The sequence below is a fragment of the Pseudomonas sp. BS-2016 genome, assembly GCF_001806145.1.
Lineage (GTDB): Bacteria > Pseudomonadota > Gammaproteobacteria > Pseudomonadales > Pseudomonadaceae > Aquipseudomonas > Aquipseudomonas lundensis.
The window spans coordinates 168,818-194,779 of the sequence record NZ_MLCT01000032.1; the positions used below are offsets into that span (position 1 = coordinate 168,818).

Below are 25,962 nucleotides of genomic sequence, written 5' to 3' on the forward strand. Positions count from 1 at the left end.
GTCTGAAAAGCGGAAGGCGCTAATGCTAGCGGAGCAAGGGCAAAATTGCATCCGATGTGGCCGCCTAATCTGGCTATGCTGCTGCCTGACGGGCTATTTATATCGTTTTGGCCCCCCTGCCGGAGACCTTATGCGCTGGACCCCCTTGATATTGATACTGGCCACCGTGCCCTGCCTCGCGGAACTGCCGCCCTTGCGCTTCGCCATTGCAGACAGTTGGGCGATGCCGATGGTGCGGCACGAGAACGGCCAGCCCACCGAAGGCATCCTGTTTGACGTCATGCAAAGCCTGGCGCGCCAGATTGGCTACCCGGCGCAATTTCAGGTACTGGCCCGGGCACGGGTTCAGAGCGCCATGGACCATGGCGAAGTGGATGTGCGCTGTTTTGTCACCCCCGCCTGGGTCGGCCCGAACGCCGACCAGTACCTGTGGAGCGAACCGCTGCTCGCACAACGCGATGTGCTGGTCGGCACACGCCAGCGCCCGGCGCCGGTGAATCTGCAAACCCTGGAGCGACAGTCGGTCGGTACAGTGCTCAGCTACACCTATCCTTCCCTGCAACCGTTGTTCGATGCAGGCAGGCTGCAGCGCGATGACGCCCGCAGCCAGGAACAAGTCCTGCAAATGCTGATCATCGGACGCTTCAACTATGCGGTCAGTAATCAATGGGCGGTGGACTGGATCAATAAAGACCTCGAACCGGCAGACCAACTGCACGACGTGGCGCTGGTGCAAGAGCAAATGCTCAGTTGCATGGTGCGTAACGACCCGCAGCTGCCCACGGAAAAAATCCTCAGCACCCTGTCTGCCATGCGCCAGTCCGGTGAAATAGAGCGCATCATTTCGCGTTACACCGCACCCTCGACGCTGTGACCGCTCAGGCGCAAGCGGCCTGCAACCATGCCCCGGGCGGTTCGAAACCGGCCACCCAATTGGCCACTTCGCGAATCGGCATGGGCCGCGCAATGAAATAGCCCTGCGCCACTTCACAGCCCAGCTCCATCAGCAGGCAACCCTGCGCTTCGCTCTCCAGCCCTTCGGCAATCACGTTGCGCCCAAACGCGCGCGCCAGCCCGACCACTGCCGTGGTCAGGGCCAGGTCATCCTGATCGTGGAGGATGTCACGCACAAAGGATTTGTCGATCTTGATGGTTTCGGTCGGCAAGCGCTTGAGGTAGCTCAGCGAGGAATAGCCCGTACCGAAATCGTCCAGCGAAAAACGCACGCCTAAAGCCTGACAGGCTTTAAGGCATTGACTGACATGCTGCATGTTCTCAATGGCCGCCGACTCAATGATTTCGAGGTCCAGTTTTTCGGGCGCCACCTCCGCATACCGCCCCAGCAACAGCTTAAGCCGCGCCACAAAATCCGCGCGCTGAAAGTGCCGTGCCGCAATGTTGACACTGATCGACCAGTGCGCCCCAGCCCTTTGCCATTCGTGCATTTGCCGGATTGCCTGATCGATCACCCATTCCCCGATGTCGATAATCAAGTCGGTCTGCTCGACCACCGGTAAAAAATCGCAAGGCTCAATCAGCCCTTTCTTCGGATGATGCCAACGCAACAAGCCTTCAAAACCCAGCACCTCGCCGGTACGCATGTTGACCTTGGGCTGGTAGTGCAAACACAACTCACCCGCTGCCAAGGCCTGGCGTACACGCTCGACCTGTTCGTGGGTGGCCTTGATCTCGCGCCCCTTGAGCACATCGAACACGTAATAGCGGTTGCGTCCGCTTTGCTTGGCCACGTACATGGCCTGATCGGCATGGCGCAACAGCGTGTCGGCGTCTTCGTTGTCGAGCGGGTAAAGCGTGACACCAATGCTGGCACACACACTCAGGCTGTTTTCACCCACCGTGTAGGGCCGGGAAATGGCGGTCAACACCCGCTGCATGGCCCCGTGCAGCTCATCCGCATCGCGCACATGGCGCAGGATCAGGACAAATTCGTCACCGGCCAGACGCGCCACGACATCTTCACCGCGCATGATGCTTTTTAAACGCTTGGCCACCTCGATCAGCAGCAAGTCGCCGCTGGCATGCCCGTAACCGTCATTGACTGCCTTGAAGCCGTCCAGATCGAGCATGCACACCGCCAGCGGAATGCCATCGGCGCGCGAAGATTCGAGGGCCTGATTCAACAGGTCGGAGAGGTAGGCGCGGTTGGGCAAGCCAGTCAGCACATCGTGCCCCACGCGCCATTGCAGGGTGTGCAGCAACTGACGCTTTTCGCTGACATCAAAACGGATCGACAAATACTTGCGCACTTGCCCCGTCGACTCATCCACCAGCGGCACCATGGTACTGTCCACCCAGTAGACCGTGCCGTCTTTACCCCGGTTGCAGATTTCGCCTTTCCAGACCTGCCCCCGGGAAATGGTGCGCCACATGCCGACAAAGAACTCGGGCGGATGAAAACCCGAGTTCAGGATGCGATGGTTGGCCCCCAGCAATTCCTCACGCGGGTAACCCGACACTTCACAGAACTGCTCGTTGACGTAGGTGATGCGCCCACTTAAATCGGTTTCAGAAAAGATCGCCGCAGCATCTACAGCTTTGCGGTACATATCGTCCATGATTCACTTCACGCCTTGCCAATTACCGATTGAAACGATCCACCAGGGCGCGAAGCCCTGTAGAGATTCGTTTGAGTTCGCCACCACGCACGACTGCCGCATTGGCGTTTTGCGCGGTATTTTGCACGGTTTGAGCAACATTGTTGATTTGGCGTGAAACATCTTCGGCCACCGAGGACTGTTCTTGCGACGCAGCGGCCATCTGCTGGCTCATGTCAGTGATGCGCTCTACGGCCTGACGAATGCCCTGCAGCGCTTCCTGCGCTTGCAGCACCTGACGCACGCCCTGCTCGGCCTCCTGAATGCCCAGACTGGCAATATTGACCGCCTCCTCGGCGCCTGTTTGCAGGTTTTCGATGATGCCCTGGATTTGCTCGGTCGACTCCCGGGTCTTGCCCGCCAGCGCCCGCACTTCATCCGCCACCACGGCAAACCCGCGCCCTTGCTCGCCTGCGCGTGCTGCCTCGATCGCAGCATTGAGTGCCAACAGGTTAGTTTGATCGGCAATCGCGCGAATCATGCTGGCAGCCAGCATGATTTCCTGGGTTTGGCCGGCCAGATTGCCCACCGCGCCATTGATTTGATTCACCGTATTGGCCAGCAATTGAATGGCGTCACGGGTGGTGCCGGCCACCAGACTGCCCTCTTGGGCCAACTGGTTCGCGGTTTTGGCCTCTACCGCCGTGTGCTGAACATGCATCGCCACCTCGGAGATCGACGCGGCCATTTCGGTCATGGCGGCCGCGGTCATGTCTGTCTCGGCACGCTGCTGCAACAAGGCGCTTTCCGTGTCGCTGGACAACTGACTGGAGTCCGCCGCCGCTTCGGCCATCTGGTTGGCCAAATCCAGCAAGCGGGTCAGTGCGGTCTTCAGACGCGCTTCTTCGCTGATCAAAATCATGTGCAACCGGGCGACAGCACCGTCGGCGTCGCTGTACACCCTGGCGCTGATCGGGTCCGAAAATGAATCCGCAGAAGCGTTGAGGATGTGCTGGAATTGCTGGCCCACGCGCCGGTGCCCCCACACCCCCACTCCGATAAACAGCGCGGCCGTGAGACTTTGTGCGGCCAGCGTCGGGAGCACATAAGCACTGGCAACCGACACGATGGCCGCGGTGACCGGCAGTAACAGGGCGCCCGCGGTGTGGGTGACGCGGTGCAACGCCGGCACCGCAGGTTTGCCTTCACGCAAGCGCGCATAGAGCGCCTCAGCGCGGGCCACCTGCTCCCGGGTGGGCTTGACCCGCACCGACTCGTACCCGACTACACGACCGCCTTCCAGAATCGGCGTGACATACGCGCTGACCCAGTAATAGTTGCCGTTTTTGCAGCGGTTCTTGACCACCCCCATCCAGCTTTTACCGGCTTTGAGGTAGCGCCACATCAATTCGAAAACCGAGGCTGGCATGTCGGGGTGGCGAACCAGATTGTGCGTACTGCCGATCAACTCATCCTGAGTAAAACCGCTCATGGCGGCGAATTCGGCATTGCAGTAAGTGATATGGCTGTGGACATCCGTGGCTGAGATCAACCGCTGATGCTCGGGAAATGTTTGTTCGACACCGGTCACGGGAAGGTTAATGCGCACGGTAAAACTCCACCTGTGGATAGCACGCACAGGCGCGCCATGTAAGAACAGAACAACCCCAAGGCTCACCGCACATACACTTAATACGCACCGGGCAATATTAAGGAGACGTGCAACAACACCCCACATCTTTGAACAGGTGCGGGCTTGAAGAAGATCAAAAGTGGCGCAATTCTACAAAGTAATCTCAGCTTTGCAAGTAAGACGACCAGACAACAACCCGACCTTGACCCTATGCTTTATAACAACACATTAACTCAACAGCCCGTCACAACAGACAAATACAGAGTCCAGCGCGACAAAGAACGATGCCCGAGTTGCACGAATACCTCTCAACAACATTCGCGAAAAGCCCCGATAAAGGCCGAGCTAGAGCCGTATGCAGAGCTTTGACAACTCTAATTATTGGATCCAATAATTTTTAAGAATTGTCTTAAAGACATATTCACTTCAGCGCCCATAACATCAAGCCATTTAAATGGAAGTGCGAACACTAGACGCTGGATGCCAATAACTTACACCTGTAAACGCGTCTTTTAAAACCGTATGCCCGTCATCTAAAGTCCCTGCAAGCGATCCAGGCGGCCTCATTAACTTTCTCATGGCCGCTGAAATGACTTATACAAAATCTAGACGACGCCATAAAAGACGAAAGACAAATTCGAAATATGAAAACTGAAATCTGAGCAAGTGCACTCATTAACTGTTCTTCATATCGCGTGATTCAACACCTGACTGGGCGCAAAAAAGACGACAAAACGAACACGCACACAAAAAAATCGCAAGGTCGTAACCGGCGTTGAGAGGAGATATAAAAAGGGGGATTCAAAATGGAGGCAACCCCACCAGCCACACCCCGGCACACAATGTTCCCGCTGTGGCTGCTTCCTTCCGGATCTGACCAGGTTCACGGGTAATCGTTGCGGAGGGACCGATAGGGTCACCATAACAACATTCGCTTAGCAGCGAACGGCGCCATTGTACCTGTCTGAAGAAAAGTTACAACCGCCTATTCAAGAATAAAAAAATGAATGGGCTCAAGTACTTGGATTACCGGGGCAGCGTCCGCGAATCTCAGGCTAGGGTCGGGCGTCCTGCGGGGGAAATCAGCAGCACGCGAATCCCTTCGAGCGACAAACACGGCTTTTTTGACCCGGCTACGCTGCCGGACGCCGCCCGGCAGCGCCTGCACAGATTTAGAGGCTGATGCCCTGCTGCGCCAGGAAGGCGACAAACGCCTGCTCATCCAGCACCTTGAGCCCCAACTCATTGGCCTTGACCAGCTTGGACCCCGCACCCGGTCCCGCCACCACGCAATGGGTCTTGCCCGAGACCGAACCCGAGACCTTGGCGCCGAGGCTTTCGAGCTTGTCCTTGGCCACATCGCGACTCATCAGTTCCAGCGACCCGGTCAGCACCCAGGTCTGCCCCGCCAGAGGCAAACCGGCCACGACTTTTTTCTCGCTGTGCCAGTGCATGCCGAAATCTCGCAACTGCGCCTCGATCGCCAGCGCAAGGTTTGCATTGTCGGGGTTGTCAAAAAACGCTCGCACCGCCTTGGCCTGCTTCTCCGGCAAGGCCTGGCGCATGTCGAGCCAGTCCGCATCGATCACGCCTTGCAACGAACCAAACTTGTCGGCGAGCTTTTGCGCGCCGCCCGGCCCCACAAACGGGATATGCAGTTTGTCGATCAAGCCGCCCAACGTCGCGCTCGCGGCAAATTCAGCCCCCAGATCGCCCTGATCCTGCAACTCAAGGCCGCGCTCCAGCAACTGCTGAATCACCTGCCGGTTATGTTCATCACTGAAGAAGCTGTGAATCTCATGGGCGACTTCCAGACCGACATCCGGCAAGTACGTGAGCACCTGCGGCAACGCCTGCTGGACACGCTCCAGCGAAGCCAACGAGCGCGCCAGCACTTTGGCGGTTTCCTCTCCCACGTCCGGAATGCCCAAGGCATAGATAAAACGGGCCAGTGTCGGCCGCTTGCTGTCAGCGATGGCGGCCAGCAGGTTGTTGGTCGACAACTCGGCAAAACCCTCCAGCTCGACAATCTGATCGAAGTTCAACATGTACAGATCTGCCGGCGAACGCACCAAACCTTCGTCCACCAACTGCTCAACGCTTTTCTCGCCCAGCCCTTCAATATCCATCGCCCGGCGCGAGACAAAATGAATGATCGCCTGCTTAAGCTGAGCACCGCAGGCCAGACGACCGACGCAACGGTACACCGCGCCTTCAGTGACCGTTTCGCGGCCTTTGCTGCGCTTGACCAGCTGCGTGCGCTCGACATGCGAGCCGCACACCGGGCAGTTGTGCGGAATGTGCACCGGCCGGGCATGGTCCGGACGGCGATCCAGCACCACTTGCACCACCTGCGGAATTACATCGCCAGCACGGCGAATGATCACGGTATCGCCGATCATCAACCCCAGTCGCGCCACTTCGTCCATGTTGTGCAACGTGGCGTTGGAGACCGTCACGCCCGCCACCTTCACCGGTTTCAAACGCGCCACCGGGGTCACCGCGCCGGTTCGGCCCACCTGAAACTCCACATCCAGCAGCTCGGTCAGCTCTTCCATCGCCGGGAATTTATGGGCGATGGCCCAACGCGGTTCGCGGGCACGAAACCCCAGCTCACGCTGCGAGGCCAGGCTGTTGACCTTGAACACCACGCCATCGATTTCATACGGTAGCGAAGCGCGCCGCTCACCGATGTCACGGTAATAATCCAGGCACTGGGCAATGCCCTTGGCCAGTTTCAGCTCATGGCTGATGGGCATGCCCCATTTTTGCAGCTGCTTGAGGTTGCCGATGTGCGTGTCAGCAAATTCTTCAGACACCTGGCCCAAGCCGTAACAGCAAAATTCCAGCGGACGGCTGGCGGTGATCTTCGAGTCGAGTTGCCGCAGGCTGCCCGCCGCCGCGTTACGCGGGTTCGCGAAGGTTTTTCCGCCAGCCGCCATTTGGGTTTCGTTCAGGCGCTCAAACCCGGCCTTGGACATAAACACCTCACCCCGCACCTCCAGCACGGCGGGCCAGCCACTGCCGTGCAGCTTGAGCGGGATGTTGCGCACGGTCCGCACGTTGATGCTGATGTCTTCACCCGTGGTGCCATCACCTCGCGTGGCACCGCGTACCAAATGCCCGTCCCGGTACAACAGACTGACCGCGAGGCCATCCAGCTTGGGCTCACAGCTGTATTCGACCTCGGCACCACCACCAAACAGGTCGCCGGAGGGCAAATCCAGCCCTTCATTGACCCGGCGGTCGAACTCGCGCATGTCCGCCTCATCGAAGGCGTTGCCCAAACTCAGCATCGGCACTTCATGGCGCACCTGAGTGAAGGCCGACAACGCAGCGCTGCCCACCCGCTGGGTCGGGGAGTCCGGCGTGACCCACTCGGGATGCTCGGCTTCCAGCGCTTTGAGCTCATGGAACAGGCGATCGTATTCGGCGTCCGGGATGCTCGGCTCGTCGAGCACGTGGTAGCGATAGTTGTGCTGATCCAGTTCAGCGCGCAGCGCTAGGATTCGGTCATGGGCGGCGGTCATGGGGTGTTCTCTCACAATGCAAAAGAGCAGCCGAGGCTGCTCTTGAGTTAATTCGTTCGCGCTGGAGTGGGAGCAAACAGGCTGACTCCCACAGGGCTTAGCGTTTTTGAGTCAATGCGCGACGTTCAAATTCAACGATGCGCTGGCGGTAATGCTCGATGGTTTGCGCCGTCAACACGCTGCGCTGGTCATCTTTGAGCTCGCCGTTCAATTCCTGCGACAGCTTGCGCGCCGCGGCCACCATCACATCAAACGCCTGCTTGGGATGACGCGGCCCCGGCAGCCCCAGGAAGAAGCTCACGGCAGGCGTACTGAACAGGTCGATATCGTCCAGATCGAATACACCCGGCTTCACAGCGTTGGCCATCGAAAACAGCACTTCGCCATTGCCGGCCATGCTTTCGTGGCGGTGGAAAATATCCATCTCGCCAAAGCGCAGGCCGCTTTCCAGAATGTTCTGCAACAGGGCTGGCCCCTTGAAGCCCGCCGGGTCGCGGCTGATGACACTAATGACCAGCACTTCTTCTGCCGCTTGCGGCGCTTCTTTCTCTTCAGCCACTGCCGATACCGACGGGCTGGCCGTGGCACGACCGCGGGCCGGTTTGGATTCTGCCGGGAAGTCATCACGGGCGGCGCTGAGGCTCGGGCCGTCGTCTTCCAGGTCCAGATTGAGGTTCAAGTCGCCCTGGCTTGGCTCGCTGCCACGCTTGCCGCGCTTGGCGCCTTTCTCACGAGGCGGCATGCTCACCGATGGCAGGTCGTGCTCATCAAGTTGCGGCTCTTTGTGATGCGGGGTGTCCAGCACTCGCGGAGGCCCGAGCAACTCGGCGCTGGTCTCCTCCTCGTCGGGCAGGTTTGAGAAGCTTCGATCAAGACGAAACTTGAGCTTGCCTTTGCCACCGCGCATGCGGCGCCAGCCATCAAAAAGAATACCGGCGATGACCACTATGCCGATGACGATCAGCCACTCGCGCAGACCGATTTCCATGTAATCCCGTGCCCCTAAAAAATGATTCTATGAAGAAGAGCCTAAAGCCCTTTAAAACGTGGCGCCAACTCTATGTTCTGAATGGCGTTTTACCCACGTATAAAAAAATTAGACGCTAAATTAGCACGACCAAAGATAACTTTACACCGTCTGTCGCATTGAGCTATGCCGAAGCCCTACAAGCATGCAAACCAAATCGGTCAACTCTTTGGGAAATATCTTACACAAAGATTTTTTTGTCCCTCTTTGCTTATAGCTCAAGCATCCACCATTGCCATGGCCTCCTCGACATCAACCGCCACCAGACGCGAACAACCGGGCTCGTGCATCGTCACCCCCATCAACTGATCGGCCATTTCCATGGCGATTTTGTTGTGGGTGATGTAGATGAACTGCACCGTCTGTGACATCTCTTTAACCAGACGGGCATAACGCCCTACGTTCGCATCATCAAGCGGCGCATCCACTTCATCGAGCATGCAAAACGGTGCCGGATTCAACTTGAAGATGGCAAAAACCAGCGCCAGCGCAGTCAATGCCTTCTCACCACCGGACAACAAATGGATGGTGCTGTTCTTCTTGCCTGGCGGCCGCGCCATGATCGTTACCCCTGTATCGAGTAAATCTTCGCCCGTCAGTTCCAAGTAAGCGCTGCCGCCACCGAAAACTTTTGGGAAAAGTGCCTGTAATCCACCATTTATCTGATCAAAGGTGTCTTTGAAACGGCTGCGGGTTTCTTTGTCGATCTTGCGAATGACGTTTTCAAGCGTCTCAAGTGCTTCAACCAGATCCGCATCTTGAGCATCCAGATAGCGTTTGCGTTCGGACTGCTGCTGGTACTCATCGATGGCCGCCAGGTTGATCGCCCCCAAGCGCTGAATTCGTGCGCCAATGCGCTCCAGCTCTTCTTCGGCCTGCTGCTCGTTCAACTCGCTGCTCAAGGTGGCCAGCACGCCGTGCAGGTCATAGCCATCAGCCAGCAATTGGTCTTGCAACGCGGTGCGCCGCACGGTCAGCGCTTGCCATTCCATGCGCTGCTGTTCGAGCTGGCCGCGAATCAGTTGCGATTGTTGCTCGGCCTGATTTCGGCGTTTTTCGGCCTCGCGCAATTCGCGGTCGGCGTCTTCAAGGGCGGTTTGCGCGACCTTGAGCTCTTCATCCACGCTCAGGCGTTTATCGAGCAATTCTTCGAGCTTCAGACGCAGCTCTTCCAGAGGCGCCTCGCCCTCTTCCAGGTTCAGCGAAAGTTGCTCGCGTTTTTCGGCCAGCCGCTCCGACTGCAACTCCAGACGTTCAAGGGCCTGACGCGTGGAATCGTGCTGCGCCTTGAGCGACCCCAGCCGAACGGCCAACTGATGAGCGTGATCCTTGTGCTGACGAGCGTCCTGACGCACCCGGTCCAGACGCTCACGCAAGCTGTCGCGCCGGGCCAGTAACAACTCGCGTTGCTCGGTATCGGTGGCCATGGCGTCCAGCGCTTCCTGCAATTGCAGGCGCGCTTCACCCACCTGCTCATGCTCCAGGGCGCGCTGCTCAGCCAATTCAGCCAACTCTTCATCCAGACGACGACGGCGCAGGGTCAATTGCTCGACCTTGGCTTTACTGGCCGAAAGCCTGGCTTTGATCTCACCCTGTTGACGCGCTTCATCCTGCAAACGCCGACGCACCTGCTCACGGGCTTCTTCCTGGGTCAGTTGCTGCTCGCGCAAGCGCTGTAACTGCTCCTCAAGGGTTGCCAACGTAGCTTCGCGCTCATCGCGCTCATGCTCCAGACGCTGTATTTCCTGGCCGCGGGCCAGCACCCCGCTTTCCGCTTCACTGGCACGGCGCACGCGCAAAAACGTGCGCCCCACCCAAAAACCATCGCGACTGATCAGGCTCTGCCCTTCAGCCAGCTGCGGGCGTAGGACCAGCGCCTGTTCAAGGGTATCGACCGGCTTGACCCGCCCCAGCCAGGGTGCAAGGTCGAAATCCGATTCAACCTTGTCGAGCAAACTGCCTGCTTCAGCGTGGCCGGGCGTGCCGGCACTGAACAGGCGCAAATCGCCCTGAGTAAAGCCGGCCAGATCGAGCGGGGCAAAATCGTCAACCAGCACCGCTTGCAGGTCGGCGCCCAGCACGGTTTCAACCGCCAGTTCCCAGCCCGGCTCAACGCGCAAGCCCTCAGCCAGACGCGGTTGCTGGTTGAGTTGATGCGCACGCAGCCATTCACCCGTGCCGGTGCCCGGATCGAGGGCCGCCTGTTGCAAGGCTTCCAGCGATGCCAAACGGCCATTAAGCCGCTGCAATTCGCCCTGAGCCTGTTGCTGACGGTGGGTCGCCTGCTGCAAGTCGTGGCGCACCTGCTCCAGACGCTCGACGAGCTGCTCTTCAGTGCCCTGCAGCTCTTCGTGGGTCAGCTCGCTGGTGGCCAGTAATTCGCTCAACGCCAGAATGGCCGCATCTTCAGGGTCGGCCGCGAGCAAGGCACGCTCTTCAGCCAGTCGACGCTGGCGCTCGGCCACGCGCTCCATGCTGGTTTCCAGTTGCTGAATCCGCGCCTGCAAGACTTCAGATTGACGCTGCGGCTCGGCGCTGCGCAGGTTGAAGGCATCCCACTGCTCTTGCCAGGCCTGCATGGTGACTTCGGATTCTTCGAGCGCCGCACCCGCCTCTTCGGCGGCGGCACTGGTGAGCGCCTGCTCGGGCTCCAGCATCGCCAGTTCTTCACCCAGCGTGGCCAGCAGCGTGCGGTCGTGCCCCAAGTGCGATTCGGTTTCAAGGCGCGAACGCTCAGCTTCACGCAAATCGTCCTGCAACTGGCGCAAGCGTTGCTGACCGTGCTGAATGCTCTGCTCGACGCGGGCAATGTCGCCCCCCACGGAGTAGAAACGGCCCTGCACTAGATTGAAGCGCTCTGACAGATCATGGTGCCCGTCGCGCAGACGCTCGATGCTCGCATCGGCATTACGCTGCTCGGCCACCAGGGCTTCAAAGCTGACTTCCTGATTACCGATGACCGCTTCGCGCTGGCCAACCTGTTCATTCAGGGCCTGCCAGCGCAGCGCCGACAGTTGCGCCTTGAGCTGACGTTCCTCGGCTTTGTATTCCTGATACTTCTCCGCCGCCTGGGCCTGACGGTGCAAGCGCTCCAGCTGACGCCCCAACTCTTCACGCAGGTCAGTGAGGCGGGCAAGGTTTTCGTGGGTGCGGCGGATGCGGTTTTCGGTCTCGCGACGGCGCTCCTTGTACTTGGAGATACCCGCTGCTTCTTCGATAAAGTTACGCAGGTCTTCGGGCTTGGACTCGATCAGTTTCGAGATCATGCCCTGCTCGATGATCGAGTAGCTGCGCGGTCCCAGGCCGGTGCCGAGGAAGATGTCAGTGATGTCACGGCGTCGGCACTTGGTGCCATTGAGGTAATACGTGGTCTGGCTGTCGCGGGTCACTTTGCGCCGGATCGAAATCTCGGCGTAGGCCGCGTACTCGCCCAGCAGCGTACCGTCGGAGTTATCAAACACCAGCTCGATGCTCGCCTGACTCACGGGCTTGCGGCTGGTGGAGCCATTGAAGATGACATCGGTCATCGACTCGCCGCGCAAGTTCTTGGCCGAGCTTTCGCCCATCACCCAGCGCACGGCGTCGATGATGTTCGATTTGCCGCAGCCATTGGGGCCGACCACCGCCGCCATGTTGCTCGGAAAGTTAACCGTTGTCGGGTCGACGAACGACTTGAAACCGGCCAGCTTGATGCACTTGAGCCGCACGCTCAGGCAACCGTCAAGGCAGTCAGCACCAAATCGCAACTGCGCTGGGCGTAGCTGCCGAGCACCAGGCGGATCTTGGGCAGATCACGCGCCAGTACTGCGTCGAGCAACTGCGCAAACAGGGCCAGGAATTCGCTCATTGCCGCCTTGCGTTGCTCCAGTGCCAGGTAATAGGCACGGCTCATGGCGGGATGCAGGTTCTCGACGGTTTCTTGCAGGTACGGGTTGTTGGCAAACGGATAGGCCGCGCGCATGACATTGAAGCTGTCTTCGACAAATGCGCTGATGTCCTGGCGCTCAAGGCTGGCGGTCAGGCGCTGCTGGATTTGCAGGAACGGCCCGAGGTCGGCCTGGACCGCCCAACGTTGCGCCACGGCATTGCCCAGCAGGATGTACAGCTCGCTCATCAGCGTGCACAGGCTTTGCACCTTGTGCGCACTGAGTTCGGTGACGTGCGCGCCGCGTCGCGGCAGGATGGCGATCAGGTGCCGACGTTCGAGGATCAGCAACGCTTCGCGCACAGAGCCGCGACTGACATTGAGCGCCAGCGTCACCTTCTGTTCCTGAATGCGTTCCCCTGGCTGTAACTCGCCCCGAATGATCCGTTCGGCGAGGTGATGAGCGATTTGCTCGGCGAGGCTATCCGGCGCCTTGAACGTCATGTTTTACCTTCAAAATCTTTGATCAGTGCAGGCGGCGAAGTGTAACGCACTTGCCGGGCTCTAGCGGAGTGCCCACAACAGTGAATTTGGCACGAAACCCGCAAATAAATGGCTAATCGCCGTTGCAGAACACCATTTTGCAGGCCTTTGTTCATTTTCTTGACCCGCGAGTCAGTTATGACTAAATTCAGCCCATCCCGCTCGATAACAATAATGATTTTGCGAGGCCTTCCGTGATCCAGTTCCTACTCAACCAGACGCTGCGTACCGAGCACGCGCTGGACCCTAACCTGACCGTGCTCAATTACCTGCGCGAGCACCTGCATAAACCCGGAACCAAGGAAGGCTGCGCCAGTGGCGACTGCGGCGCCTGCACGGTGGTCGTGGGCGAAATCCAGACCGACCCGCAGGGCCAGCAGCGCCTGCGCTATCGCAGCCTCAATGCCTGCCTGACCTTTGTGTCGGCCCTGCACGGCAAGCAATTGATCAGCGTGGAAGACCTCAAGCATCAAGGCCAATTGCACAGCGTGCAGCGCGCCATGGTCGAGTGCCACGGCTCGCAGTGCGGGTTCTGCACGCCTGGGTTTGTGATGTCGCTGTTTGCGCTGCAAAAGAACAGCACTGCACCCGACGCCCATCAGACCCATGAAGCGCTGGCGGGCAATCTGTGCCGCTGCACCGGGTATCGGCCGATTCTGGCAGCCGCCGAACGCGCCTGTTCGGTGCAGGGGGGTGACCAATTTGATGCACGCGAGCAGGCCACCCTGGCCGCACTCAATGCCATCGCCCCCCAACAGACCGGTGAACTCAACAGCGGCGACAAACGCTGCCTGCTGCCCCTGACCCTCAGCGACCTGGCCGATCTGTATGAGGCGTGCCCGCAAGCGCGGCTGCTGGCCGGCGGCACCGACCTGGCGCTGGAGGTCACGCAATTGCACCGCCCGCTGCCGGTGATGATCTACGTGGGCCACGTGGCCGAAATGAAGCGCATTGAATTCATTGAAGACCGCATCGAGATCGGTGCGGCCGTGACCCTCACCGACGCCTACTCCGTCCTCAATGCCCAATACCCGGACTTCGGCGAATTACTGCAACGCTTCGCCTCGTTGCAAATCCGCAATCAGGGCACGCTGGGCGGCAACATTGGCAACGCCTCCCCGATTGGCGACACGCCGCCCTTGCTGATCGCCCTGGGGGCCAGCCTCGTGCTGCGCAAGGGCAACACCTGCCGCAGCCTGCCACTTGAGGATTACTTCATTGATTACCGGGTAACCGCCCGACAGGAAGGCGAATTCATCGAGAAAATCGTCCTGCCACGCGCCACCGCAGCCCGCATCTTCCGCGCCTATAAAGTGTCAAAACGGCTGGACGACGACATCAGCGCCGTGTGCGCCGCCTTCAACCTGACCCTCGATAACGGCATCGTCACCGCCGCGCGGATTGCGTTCGGCGGCATGGCCGCTACCCCAAAGCGCGCCTCGGCCTGCGAAACCGCGCTGATTGGCAATCCTTTTGACAGCGCCAGCGTCGAACGCGCCTGCCGGGCACTGGCCGAAGACTTCACACCGCTGTCGGATTTTCGCGCCAGCAAGGAATACCGCTTGCTGACCGCGCAAAACCTGCTGCGCAAGTACGCCCTCGAACTGCAAACCCCAACTTTCGACACGCGGGTGACAGCGTATGTCTAACCATCACAAGGCCGAGCTGTCCCAGGCCGAACTCACCGCCCTGTTCGCGCAAGACCTGACAACCGGCGTAGGCCGCAGCGTCAAACACGACAGCGCCGAAAAGCATGTGTCCGGCGAAGCCCAATACATTGACGACCGGCTGGAATACCCCAACCAGTTGCATCTCTACGCGCGCCTGTCGGATCGGGCTCACGCCAAAATCCTCAGCATCGACACCACGCCCTGCTACGCCTTTGACGGCGTGCGACTGGTCATAACCCATGAAGACATCCCCGGCCTGAAAGACATCGGCCCGCTGCTGCCCGGCGACCCGCTGCTGGCCATCGACACCGTGGAGTTTGTCGGCCAGCCCGTGCTGGCCGTGGCCGCCCGCGACCTGGAGACCGCGCGCAACGCCGCGATGGCCGCCATCATCGAATACGAGGACCTGGAACCGGTGCTCGACGTGGTGCAGGCCTTGCGCAATCAACACTTTGTCCTCGACAGCCACACCCATCAGCGCGGCGACTCGGCCACGGCGCTGGCCCACGCCGACCATCGGCTTAAAGGCACGCTGCATATCGGGGGGCAGGAACACTTCTACCTGGAAACCCAAATCTCTTCGGTCATGCCCACCGAAGACGGCGGCATGATCGTTTACTGCTCAACCCAAAATCCCACCGAAATCCAGAAACTGGTGGCGCTGGTGCTCGACGTACCGATGAACAACATCGTGGTCGACATGCGCCGCATGGGCGGCGGCTTCGGTGGCAAGGAAACGCAGGCCGCCAGCCCAGCGTGCCTGTGCGCCGTGGTCGCGCGCCTCACCGGGCAACCGGCCAAGATGCGCCTGCCGCGGGTCGAAGACATGCACATGACCGGCAAGCGCCACCCGTTTTACGTCGAATACGATGTGGGCTTCGACGCCAGCGGGCGCTTGCAAGGCATTGAACTGGACCTGGCAGGCAACTGCGGCTATTCCCCTGACTTGTCCGCCTCGATTGTCGACCGCGCCATGTTCCACGCCGACAACGCTTACTACCTGGGCGATGCCACCATCCATGGTCATCGCTGCAAAACCAACACGGCTTCCAATACCGCGTACCGGGGGTTCGGCGGCCCGCAAGGCATGGTGGCCATCGAACAGGTCATGGACCACATCGCCCGCCATCTGGGGCTCGACCCGCTGGCCGTGCGCAAGGCCAACTACTACGGCAAGACCGATCGCAACGTGACCCACTACTACCAGACCGTGGAGCACAACCTGCTGGAAGAAATGACCGCCGACCTCGAAGCCAGCAGTCAATACGCCGAGCGGCGCGAGGCGATCCGGGCGTTCAACGCCAACAGCCCGATCCTGAAAAAAGGCCTGGCGCTGACACCGGTCAAATTCGGTATTTCCTTTACCGCGAGTTTTCTCAATCAGGCGGGCGCGCTGATCCACATTTACACCGACGGCAGCATCCACCTCAACCATGGCGGCACCGAGATGGGCCAGGGGTTGAATATCAAGGTCGCGCAAGTGGTGGCCGAAGTCTTCCAGGTGGACATCAGCCGCGTGCAGATCACCGCCACCAACACCGACAAAGTGCCCAACACCTCGCCCACGGCGGCCTCCAGCGGGGCAGACCTGAACGGCAAGGCCGCGCAGAACGCTGCCGAAATCATCAAGCAACGGCTGATTGCCTTTGCCGCCGAAAAATATGCGGTCAGTGAACAGGCCGTGCAGTTTCACAACGGCCAGGTGCGAGCAGGCGACCTGTTACTGAGTTTCGAGACCCTGATCCAGCAGGCGTATTTCGGGCAGGTGTCCCTGTCGAGCACGGGTTACTACAAGACCCCGAAAATCTACTACGACCGCAGTCAGGCCCGGGGCCGTCCGTTTTACTATTTCGCATTTGGCGCGGCCTGCGCCGAAGTGATCGTCGATACGCTGACCGGCGAGTACAAAATGTTGCGCACCGACATCCTGCATGACGTCGGCGCTTCCCTGAACCCGGCCATCGACATCGGCCAGGTCGAAGGCGGCTACCTTCAAGGCGCGGGCTGGCTGACCATGGAAGAACTGGTGTGGAACGCCAAAGGCAAGTTGCTGACCAGCGGCCCCGCCAGCTACAAAATCCCCGCAGTCGCCGACATGCCGCTGGACCTGCGGGTAAAACTGGTGGAAAACCGCAAAAACCCGGAAGACACCGTGTTCCATTCCAAGGCCGTGGGCGAGCCGCCCTTTATGCTCGGCATTGCCGCGTGGTGCGCGATCAAAGATGCCGTGGCGAGCCTGGCGGACTACCGCGTGCAGCCCGCAATCGACGCACCTGCCACCCCCGAGCGCGTGCTGTGGGGCTGCGAGCAAATGCGCCAGCACGGTGAACGCCATGCATAACTGGATCAACGCCCTCGCCGACCTGCAGCGTCAGGGAGAACCCTGCGTGCTGGTCACCCTCATCGAAGAACAGGGCTCCACGCCGCGTAACGCCGGGTCGAAGATGGTCATCAGCGCCACACAGACCTTTGACACCATCGGCGGCGGCCATCTGGAATACAAGGCCATGCAGATCGCCCGCGACATGCTGGCCAATGGCAAGCAGGCGCCCGACCTGCAACGCTTCAGCCTCGGCGCCAGCCTCGGGCAATGTTGCGGCGGCGTCGCCGTGCTGTTGTTTGAGCCGATGGGCCAGGTGCAAGCGCAAATCGCCGTGTTTGGCGCGGGGCATGTGGCCCGGGCGCTGGTGCCACTGCTGGCCGGCCTGCCGTGCCGCATCCGCTGGATTGATGAACGCGAACAGGAATTTCCGGCACTGATCCCGGCAGGCGTGCAAAAAATCGTTACCGATGAGCCCGTGGATGAAATCAAAGGGCTGCCCGCGGGTTGCTACTGCATCGTCATGACGCATAATCACGCCCTGGACCTGGAACTCAGTGCAGCTTTGCTCACGCGCAACGACTTTGGCTACTTCGGCTTGATTGGTTCTCGCACCAAACGCATGAAGTTCGAGCATCGCCTGCGTGCGCGAGGCATCAGCGCCCCCCATTTGCAGCGCATGCGCTGCCCCATGGGGTTGAGCGAAGTCAAAGGCAAACTGCCGATTGAAATCGCCATCTCCATCGCCGGCGAAATTATCGCCACCTACAACGCCCACTTCGGCCAACCGAGTGCCAGCGTTGAACCCATTAAACAACTGCTGCCGTCCTCACGACGCAGCCAGGCCACGAACTGAGAAACATGATGACTTGTAAAGCCTACCGCGCCGCCCTCCTGCACAGCATCGCCGACCCGGCGCAGGTCGGGATCGATGCCTCTTATGAATACTTCGAAGACGGCTTGCTGATCGTTGAAAACGGTCAGATCAAAGCCGTGGGCAACGCTTGCGACTTACTGGCGTCCTTACCGTCAGACGTCGAAGTGACCACGTACAGCGACGCGCTGATCACACCGGGTTTCATCGACACGCACATCCATTTTCCGCAGACCGGCATGATCGGCTCCTACGGCGAACAGCTCCTTGACTGGCTCAACACATACACCTTCCCGTGCGAAAGCCAGTTCGCCGACAAAGGCCACGCGCAAGAAGTCGCAGAAGTTTTCCTCAAGGAACTGCTGCGCAACGGCACGACGACAGCGCTGGTCTTTGGCAGCGTGCATCCGCAGTCCGTGGATGCCCTGTTTGATGCGGCACAGCGTCTGGACCTGCGCCTGATCGCGGGCAAAGTGATGATGGACCGCAATGCGCCGGACTATCTGACAGACACCGCAGAAACCGGCTACAGCGAGAGCAAAGCACTGATCGAGCGCTGGCATGGCAAAGGGCGCCTGCATTACGCCGTCACCCCGCGCTTCGCCCCCACCAGCACCCCGGAGCAACTGACGTTGGCCGGCAAGTTGTTGGGCGAATACCCGGACCTGTACTTGCACACCCATATCAGCGAGAACCTTCAGGAAATTGAGTGGGTGAAATCCCTGTTCCCTGAACGCAAAGGCTATCTGGACGTGTATGACCATTACCAACTGCTGGGTGAACGCTCGGTATTTGCCCATGGCGTGCACCTGTGTGATGACGAGTGCGCACGTCTGGCCGAAACCGGCTCGGCCGTGGCCTTCTGCCCAACCTCAAACCTGTTCCTCGGCAGCGGTCTGTTCAACCTGCCCATGGCTGAGAAGCACAACCTTAACGTAGGCCTGGGCACGGACGTGGGCGCCGGCACCAGCTTCTCGTTGCTCAACACCCTGAACGAAGCCTACAAAGTCATGCAACTGCAAGGGCTGCGCCTGAACCCGTTCAAATCGTTGTACCTGGCGACCTTGGGCGGCGCGCGGGCACTGCGCCTGGAAGACCGCATCGGCACCCTGCAACCGGGCACTGAGGCGGACTTTGTGGTGCTGGACTACAACGCGACCCCGTTGCTCAGCTATCGCCTCAAGCAATCCAAGAGCATCGCGGAAACCCTGTTTGTGCTGATGACATTGGGCGACGACCGCACCGTTCAGCAGACCTTCGCGGCGGGCAACAAGGTGCATCAGCGCTGACAGACTCGCCCTGCGACGTCGCTGACGCGCAGGGCGCAGTGGTCCGTCATGTGTTTGGGATATCGGGGCCAGGGTTTACGGACGCTGGCGCCCGTTCACCGCCTGCACGCACCCCGTTACAGCTTGGCCGAGGGACGTGCCGGTTTGCCTTTGGTTTGCAGCAAATGCGAAAACACAGCGTGCAAATCGTCCGAGGCGCTTTCTTCGTCGAGGTTGAGTTTGCTGTCGATGTGATCCATGTGGTGCATCATCAGGCTCACGGCCAGCTCGCCGTTACGCGCTTCAATCGCGTCGATCAGTTGCATGTGCTCGTCATAAGAACAGTGGGAACGGTTGCCGCTCTCATACTGCGCAATGATCAGCGAGGTCTGGGACACCAGGCTGCGTTGAAAGCTGATCAGCGGGGCATTTTTTGCCGCTTCGGCCAGCTTGAGGTGAAACTCGCCCGACAGCCGAATCCCTGCGCCTCGGTCCCCGCGCGAGAAACTGTCGCGCTCGTCCTGGACCATCTTGCGCAAGTCGGCAAGGTCTTCGGCAGTGGCGTGCTCGACGGCCAGTTCGGTGATGGCTTTCTCAACCAGACGCCGGGCAAAAAACACCTGCCGCGCTTCGTCAATGCTGGGGCTGGCCACCACGGCACCGCGGTTGGGGCGCAACAACACCACACCTTCATGGGCCAGACGCGACAATGCACGGCGAATGATGGTGCGGCTCACCCCAAAAATTTCACCCAGCGCTTCTTCACTCAGCTTGGTGCCCGGCGCCAATCGCTGTTCGAGGATGGCCTCAAAAATGTGCGCGTAGACAATATCGTCCTGAGTGCCGCTGCGACCGGCCTTGCCAGTGCGGGTGGGTTTCTTGAGGGGCTGCAACTGTTCGTTCATGAGGTCTCGTGTGGGATAGCGGCGGCGTAAGAGGGTTTACGTTAGTCGGTAAACGGGCACCGCTGGTAATGAATTAATACTAAAAAACAGCGCGCATTGTACACAACCCAGATTGCCAGTACGACTGTACGGCTGTTTGCAGTCACGGCTGTATTGCAATGAAGTGTAACTTTTGCGTTTAGGCTGGCGCCCTGCTCCATCCTTTTAAAGAATAAGGAATCCCTTTTGATGACTGACGCCACCCCTCTGCGTTTACGCCCTTTGGCAGACAGTTCGCCTAGCGCCGTGGTGGCCGGTTTCATCGCGATGATGACCGGCTACACCAGCACGCTGGTGCTGATGTTTCAGGCGGGTCAGGCGGCCGGCCTGACCAGTGGGCAAATTTCCTCATGGATCTGGGCGCTGTCGATCGGCATGGCGATTTGCAGTATCGGCCTGTCGCTGCGCTACCGCACTCCGATCACCATTGCCTGGTCTACCCCCGGCGCTGCCTTGCTGATTACCAGCCTGGGCGGTGTCAGTTACCCCGAGGCGATCGGCGGGTACATCACGTGCGCGGTGCTGGTCATCATGTGCGGCGTGACTGGCAGTTTTGAGCGTCTGGTCAAACGCATTCCGGCCTCACTGGCCTCCGCCCTGCTGGCCGGGATTCTGTTCAAGATTTGCAGTGAAATCTTCGTCGCCGCCCAGCACCAAACCGGGCTGGTGTTGGGCATGTTTTTCACCTACCTGATCGTCAAGCGTGTGGCCCCGCGGTACGCGGTGCTTGGCGCGTTGTTGATCGGGACGCTGATTTCAGGGTTGATGGGGCTGCTGGACTTCAACGGTTTCGCCCTTGAGGTGGCGGTACCGGAATGGACCACGCCGTCCTTCTCGCTCGCCGCCACGATCAGCATCGGCATCCCCCTGTTTGTCGTGGCCATGACCTCGCAAAATATGCCGGGGGTGGCGGTGTTGCGCGCAGACGGCTACACCGTGCCCGCCTCCCCGCTAATCACCACCACCGGGGTGGCATCACTGCTGCTGGCACCGTTTGGCTCCCACGGCATCAACCTGGCTGCCATTAGCGCTGCCATTTGCACCGGGCCGCACGCCCACGAAGACCCGAACAAGCGTTACACCGCGGCCGTGTGGTGCGGCATTTTTTACGGGATTGCGGGGATTTTCGGGGCAACACTGGCCGGCCTGTTCGCGGCCTTTCCCAAAGAACTGGTGCTGTCGATTGCGGCGTTGGCGCTGTTCGGCTCAATCATGAACGGCCTGACCATCGCCATGAACGAATCCAAAGAACGCGAGGCCGCGCTGGTAACGTTCATGGTCACGGCGTCGGGCATGACGCTGTTCTCGGTGGGCTCGGCCTTCTGGGGGATTGTGGCGGGCGTGCTGACTTTAATGATTCTGAGCTGGAAGGGTAAATAACCGGCCTCTGCAACCGTGTAGCCGCACGTTGGCGGCTGCACGCTCGGGGGCGATCAGATCGCCATTGTCCCGCCATCCACTGCCAGCGCATGCCCGGTGATGAACGCAGCGCCCTCAGAGCACAGGTACAACACGGCACTGGCGACCTCCTCCACAGTGCCAATCCGCCCGACCGGGTGCACCGCCGCGGCATAGTCGGCCTTGCGCGGGTCGGCCTCATAGGCACGGCGAAACATATCGGTGTCGATCACCGCCGGGCACACCGCGTTCACGCGGACTTTTTTCTTCGCATACTCGATCGCTGCGGATTTGGTCAGCCCGATGACCGCGTGCTTGGACGCCGCATAAATACTCATCTTCGGCGCCGCCCCCAACCCGGCGACAGAAGCGGCGTTAACGATGACACCACCTCCCTGCGCCACCATCAGCGGTAACTGATATTTCATGCACAGCCACACGCCTTTAACGTTGACCGCCATGATCGCGTCGAACATGTCCAGCGTGCCGTCTGCCAGGCGTCCGTGCTCAATTTCGATCCCGGCATTGTTAAAGGCATAGTCCAGACGCCCGAACGCACTGATCGTCTGCTCCATCAGGTGCTGGACATCGGCTTCCTGCGTGACGTCGCACCGCACAAAAACTGCTGTCCCCCCGGACGCCTCAATTTGCCGGACCGTCGCTTCGCCGCCCACGACATCCACGTCGGAGACCACCACCGTCAGGCCCTGTGCGGCAAACGCCAACGCGGTGGCGCGCCCTATGCCTGCCCCGGCACCGGTCACGACCGCCACACGCCCTGCAAACGTCATGCTCATTGTTTTTATCCTCCTCAGCCCAGACAGTCATTCGTTTATTTATCTCAGTGATAACGCACTGCCCACTACCATCATCACCACTGATAAAAAACCATTCGTGAACACACATTCACTTGATGTCCGACCGCATAACGTCTATCAACACCCTTTGCCTTTTAAAGAGTCTGTGCCATGACCGATTTGACCAACCGCCAGTTCCTGCTCGCCAAACGCCCAGTCGGTGCAGCAACGCGTGACACCTTTACCTATCAGCAAGTGCCGGTGGGCCAACCCGCCGAAGGGCAGGTGCTGGTTAAAAATGAATACCTGTCCCTCGATCCGGCCATGCGGGGCTGGATGAATGAAGGCAAGTCCTACATTCCACCGGTGGCCTTGGGCGAAGTCATGCGCGCGCTGGGTGTGGGCAAGGTCATCGCCTCCCAGCATCCCGACTTCAAGGTGGGCGACTACGTGAATGGCGCACTGGGCGTGCAGGATTATTTCCTCGGCGCACCTCGCGGCTTCTACACCGTTGATCCGACACTGGTGCCGCTGCCGGTGTATTTGTCCGCGTTGGGCATGACTGGCATGACCGCCTACTTTGCCTTGCTCGAAGTCGGCGCGCCCAAAACCGGAGACACCGTGGTGATCTCCGGTGCGGCCGGTGCAGTCGGCAGCATTGCCGGGCAAATCGCCAAACTCAAAGGTTGCCGCGTGGTCGGCATTGCAGGCGGTCAAGAGAAGTGCGCCTACCTGACCGACGAGCTGGGCTTTGACGGCGCTATTGACTACAAAAACGAAGACGTGATTGCTGGCCTTAAACGTGAATGCCCTAATGGGGTCGACGTGTTTTTCGACAACGTGGGCGGCGACATTCTCGATGCCGTGCTGAGTCGTCTGAACGTCAAGGCGCGGGTGGTGATTTGCGGTGCCATCAGCCAGTACAACAACAAAGAGGCTGTGAAAGGCCCGGCCAATTACTTGTCGTTGCTGGTTAATCGCGCACGCATGGAAGGCTTTGTGGTGATGGACTACGCCGATCGCTATGCAGCGGCCGGGCAAGAAATGGCGGGATGGCTGGCCAAGGGCCAAGTGAAAAGCAAGGAGGACATTGTCGACGGGCTGGAAACCTTCCCGGAGACCCTGATGAAACTGTTCAACAGCGCAAACTTCGGCAAGCTGGTGTTGAAAGTCTAAACGCGCTCGTCAACAGTCTTAAGTCGCACAGGTGTCGATACGTTCATTGCGAAGGCATCGACACCTGCAAGGCAGCGTCAGCGCTTACGCCAACTCTGCGACCACCGCGGCCAACGCCTTGGCAGGATCTGCGGCCTGGCTGATGGGACGCCCGATAACCAGGTAATCCGAACCGGCCTCCAGGGCCTGACGCGGCGTCAGGATGCGACGCTGATCATCCAGCGCACTGCCCGCAGGACGAATCCCCGGCGTCACCAGTTGCAACGAAGGGTGCGCGGCTTTCAAAGCCTGGGCTTCCAGCGCAGAACACACCAGACCGTCCATCCCGGCTTTTTGTGCCAGGGCTGCCAGGCGCAGCACTTGCTCTTGGGGTTCGATGTCCAGACCGATACCTGCAAGGTCTTCGCGCTCCATGCTGGTCAACACGGTGACACCAATCAGCAAGGGTTGCGGCCCGGAGCGCTGGTCCAGCACCTCACGGCACGCCGCCATCATGCGCATGCCGCCCGAGCAATGAACGTTGACCATCCACACGCCCATCTCGGCAGCCGCTTTGACAGCCATCGCCGTGGTGTTTGGAATGTCATGAAATTTAAGGTCCAGAAAAACGTCGAAACCTTTGTCACGCAGTGTCCCGACGATTTCCGAGGCACAACTGGTGAACAACTCTTTGCCCACTTTCACGCGGCACAGCGCGGGGTCCAACTGATCGGCCAGTTTCAATGCGGCGTCACGCGTAGGGAAATCCAGGGCGACGATAATAGGAGTCTGGCAATCGGACATTAGCGGGTTCTCAGGCTGGTCGAAATCGGCGCGCATTGTAGCGGAACCAACCGCTCACCGGCACCCGATGATCGTAAATTCACCATATTAGTCGGTGCCGAACATTAAACATGCGTCGCGGTATAAGCGGCCTACAATTGAACCACTGACGCCTGCGGGCACTCACAGCTACATAACGCCACTCGCCGGGCCCCTGAAGCCCGGATGAACGATCATTCAAGGAGAGTCTTATGCCGTGGTATGCCTGGTTAATTCTGATTGTTGCAATTGGCGCCATCGTGGGCGGCCTCATGACCCTGCGTGACACCGCCAACAAAGTCGAACTCACAGACGAACAGCGTAAACGCGTGGCGCAACGCAACGCCGAAATGGACGCCAAGGAGTCGAAAGACAACTAACGTCCCGGCCGGCGCAAGGGATGAGTCGTGCGCTCTCATAGCCAATTGCCTACACGCGTTTGGATGAATAGACCACTGCGCTGCTCACGCACTGACGCATATGATGGCTGTTTGAAATCAAGAGACAGCCGTCATGAGGTACTCCCAACACCATAAGGCCCAAACCCATCAGCGCATCATTGAGGAAGCGTCCACACGCTTTCGACGTGACGGCATAGGCGCCACGGGGTTGCAACCTCTTATGAAGGCATTGGGACTGACCCATGGCGGCTTTTACGCCCACTTCGCCTCCAAGGATGAGCTGGTCGACAAAGCCCTTCAGCACGCGGCGGAGGAAGTGGATGGACGCTGCGCTGAACTCTTCAACGGTCCGAGCCCGCTGCCTACCTTCATCGATACGTATTTGTCCGACTGGCACCTCACCTCCCCCCATGAAGGCTGCCCACTGCCGACCATGTCGGTCGAGATGGCGCAGAACGGCAACCGCAGTGCCATCACCGACAACGTCATCAACGCTCGCCTCAAACAAATCCAGGCCGAACTTCAAGGGCCAGATGCCGAAGATCAAAGCATTGTGTTGTTTGCCGCGTTGGTGGGAGCACTCGTACTCGCGCGCGGTGCGCAAAGCGAAGCGCTTCGCGGGAAAATCCTCGAGGTCACCCGCACATCGTTGAAAGCCTCAGGCAAGTCGGCCTGACCCCCAACATGCAAAAAGGCCAGTCAATGACTGGCCTTTTTCATTCAACGGGATCGCTTAGTTAATCGCGACTTTGTCCCGGTTTTTCTCGAATATCGCCTTACCAATGCCCTTGACCTCCATCAACTCATCCGTTGACGCAAAATCACCGTTGGCTTCGCGGTAAGCCACGATCGCCTTGGCTTTGGCAGCCCCGACGCCCAACAATTCACGCTGCAGGGTTGCTTCATCAGCGGTGTTCAAATTGATGGTCACGACTTGGGCTTCAGGGCTGATCACGGCTTCAGACACCACGGGGGCTGGCGACGCCGGGGCAGTGTTGGCCACAACAGCCCCCGAAAAACCCAACAAGACAGCCATGACAAACGAAGGAACAAGGGTGATACGCATAATTGACACTCCAATACATCGTTAAATGGAAACAGCTTTCCTGAGCTGTCCTCAAAACCTAGACGATGGCTTGCGAGTGTCAAAAATGTGTCAA

19 protein-coding genes, 1 other RNA gene and 1 pseudogene are annotated in these 25,962 nt (G+C 59.5%); 9 read left to right on the forward strand and 12 right to left on the reverse strand.

Annotated elements, in window-relative coordinates:
- The first annotated feature begins 130 nt into the window (after positions 1–130).
- Entirely contained in the window at positions 131–874 is a 744-nt protein-coding gene (locus tag BKD70_RS17105) for an ABC transporter substrate-binding protein (RefSeq protein ID WP_047275257.1), read from the forward strand.
- Positions 875–878: 4 nt separating this feature from the next.
- On the opposite strand, the gene BKD70_RS17110 is transcribed toward BKD70_RS17105, so the two are convergent.
- The 8 genes and pseudogenes from BKD70_RS17110 to BKD70_RS17145 all read right to left on the reverse strand — a co-directional run bounded on the left by BKD70_RS17110 (position 879) and on the right by BKD70_RS17145 (position 13,114).
- Positions 879–2,576: a bifunctional diguanylate cyclase/phosphodiesterase gene (locus tag BKD70_RS17110; protein ID WP_047275259.1), complete on the reverse strand. Its 1,698-nt coding sequence runs from the start codon at positions 2,574–2,576 to the stop codon at positions 879–881.
- Positions 2,577–2,598: 22 nt separating this feature from the next.
- A complete protein-coding gene (locus BKD70_RS25715; protein WP_371264273.1) occupies positions 2,599–3,111 on the reverse strand; it encodes a methyl-accepting chemotaxis protein in 513 nt (170 codons plus the stop codon).
- A 771-nt stretch (positions 3,112–3,882) separates the two neighbouring features.
- A pseudogene (locus BKD70_RS25720) lies at positions 3,883–4,293 on the reverse strand (PAS domain-containing protein); the annotation flags it as partial.
- 711 nt (positions 4,294–5,004) lie between these two features.
- Positions 5,005–5,101, reverse strand: an RNA gene (ffs, locus tag BKD70_RS17120) — signal recognition particle sRNA small type.
- Positions 5,102–5,360: 259 nt separating this feature from the next.
- Positions 5,361–7,718 carry an NAD-dependent DNA ligase LigA gene (gene ligA, locus BKD70_RS17130; protein WP_047275265.1) on the reverse strand — a complete coding sequence of 786 codons (2,358 nt, stop codon included), beginning with the start codon at positions 7,716–7,718 and terminating at the stop codon, positions 5,361–5,363.
- A gap of 97 nt (positions 7,719–7,815) precedes the next feature.
- Complete coding sequence (gene zipA, locus BKD70_RS17135) at positions 7,816–8,706, reverse strand: cell division protein ZipA (protein ID WP_047275267.1); 891 nt, start codon at positions 8,704–8,706, stop codon at positions 7,816–7,818.
- A gap of 257 nt (positions 8,707–8,963) precedes the next feature.
- Positions 8,964–12,452 carry a chromosome segregation protein SMC gene (smc, locus tag BKD70_RS17140; protein WP_047275269.1) on the reverse strand — a complete coding sequence of 1,163 codons (3,489 nt, stop codon included), beginning with the start codon at positions 12,450–12,452 and terminating at the stop codon, positions 8,964–8,966.
- A gap of 2 nt (positions 12,453–12,454) precedes the next feature.
- Positions 12,455–13,114, reverse strand: a complete 660-nt coding sequence (locus tag BKD70_RS17145; RefSeq protein ID WP_047275271.1) for a GntR family transcriptional regulator — start codon at positions 13,112–13,114, stop codon at positions 12,455–12,457.
- Positions 13,115–13,347: 233 nt separating this feature from the next.
- Between BKD70_RS17145 and xdhA the strand changes: the two genes are divergently transcribed.
- From xdhA to guaD, 4 genes are read left to right on the forward strand one after another with little or no spacing between them, the layout of a single operon-like run.
- Entirely contained in the window at positions 13,348–14,802 is a 1,455-nt protein-coding gene (gene xdhA / locus BKD70_RS17150) for a xanthine dehydrogenase small subunit (RefSeq protein WP_047275272.1), read from the forward strand.
- Positions 14,795–17,164 carry a xanthine dehydrogenase molybdopterin binding subunit gene (gene xdhB, locus BKD70_RS17155; protein WP_047275274.1) on the forward strand — a complete coding sequence of 790 codons (2,370 nt, stop codon included), beginning with the start codon at positions 14,795–14,797 and terminating at the stop codon, positions 17,162–17,164. The genes xdhA and xdhB overlap by 8 nt, the downstream gene beginning before the upstream one ends.
- On the forward strand, positions 17,157–17,999 hold the full coding sequence (gene xdhC, locus BKD70_RS17160) for a xanthine dehydrogenase accessory protein XdhC (protein ID WP_047275275.1): 843 nt from the start codon (positions 17,157–17,159) through the stop codon (positions 17,997–17,999). Before xdhB ends, xdhC begins: the two co-directional genes overlap by 8 nt.
- 8 nt (positions 18,000–18,007) lie before the next feature.
- Positions 18,008–19,306: a guanine deaminase gene (gene guaD, locus BKD70_RS17165; RefSeq protein ID WP_047275277.1), complete on the forward strand. Its 1,299-nt coding sequence runs from the start codon at positions 18,008–18,010 to the stop codon at positions 19,304–19,306.
- A gap of 116 nt (positions 19,307–19,422) precedes the next feature.
- On the opposite strand, the gene BKD70_RS17170 is transcribed toward guaD, so the two are convergent.
- Entirely contained in the window at positions 19,423–20,190 is a 768-nt protein-coding gene (locus BKD70_RS17170; RefSeq protein WP_047275278.1) for a GntR family transcriptional regulator, read from the reverse strand.
- A gap of 228 nt (positions 20,191–20,418) precedes the next feature.
- On the opposite strand from BKD70_RS17170, the gene BKD70_RS17175 reads away from it, so the two are divergent.
- Positions 20,419–21,609, forward strand: a complete 1,191-nt coding sequence (locus tag BKD70_RS17175; protein ID WP_047275280.1) for a benzoate/H(+) symporter BenE family transporter — start codon at positions 20,419–20,421, stop codon at positions 21,607–21,609.
- A gap of 53 nt (positions 21,610–21,662) precedes the next feature.
- On the opposite strand, the gene BKD70_RS17180 is transcribed toward BKD70_RS17175, so the two are convergent.
- Positions 21,663–22,424: an SDR family oxidoreductase gene (locus tag BKD70_RS17180; RefSeq protein WP_047275281.1), complete on the reverse strand. Its 762-nt coding sequence runs from the start codon at positions 22,422–22,424 to the stop codon at positions 21,663–21,665.
- Between the two features lie 171 nt (positions 22,425–22,595).
- On the opposite strand from BKD70_RS17180, the gene BKD70_RS17185 reads away from it, so the two are divergent.
- Positions 22,596–23,600 (forward strand): NADP-dependent oxidoreductase, encoded by a 1,005-nt coding sequence (locus BKD70_RS17185; protein ID WP_047275283.1) that lies wholly within the window; start codon positions 22,596–22,598, stop codon positions 23,598–23,600.
- An 84-nt stretch (positions 23,601–23,684) separates the two neighbouring features.
- Here BKD70_RS17185 and pyrF read toward each other — a convergent pair whose 3' ends face one another.
- Positions 23,685–24,383, reverse strand: a complete 699-nt coding sequence (pyrF, locus tag BKD70_RS17190; protein WP_047306953.1) for an orotidine-5'-phosphate decarboxylase — start codon at positions 24,381–24,383, stop codon at positions 23,685–23,687.
- Positions 24,384–24,613: 230 nt separating this feature from the next.
- Here pyrF and BKD70_RS17195 point away from each other — a divergent pair, with 230 nt between their 5' ends.
- Together BKD70_RS17195 and BKD70_RS17200 are read left to right on the forward strand one after the other, a co-directional pair.
- Positions 24,614–24,781 (forward strand): DUF2897 family protein, encoded by a 168-nt coding sequence (locus BKD70_RS17195; protein ID WP_070413256.1) that lies wholly within the window; start codon positions 24,614–24,616, stop codon positions 24,779–24,781.
- Positions 24,782–24,914: 133 nt separating this feature from the next.
- Positions 24,915–25,478, forward strand: a complete 564-nt coding sequence (locus tag BKD70_RS17200; protein WP_047275287.1) for a TetR/AcrR family transcriptional regulator — start codon at positions 24,915–24,917, stop codon at positions 25,476–25,478.
- A gap of 57 nt (positions 25,479–25,535) precedes the next feature.
- On the opposite strand, the gene BKD70_RS17205 is transcribed toward BKD70_RS17200, so the two are convergent.
- On the reverse strand, positions 25,536–25,868 hold the full coding sequence (locus BKD70_RS17205; protein WP_047275289.1) for a helix-hairpin-helix domain-containing protein: 333 nt from the start codon (positions 25,866–25,868) through the stop codon (positions 25,536–25,538).
- Positions 25,869–25,962 lie beyond the last annotated feature (94 nt).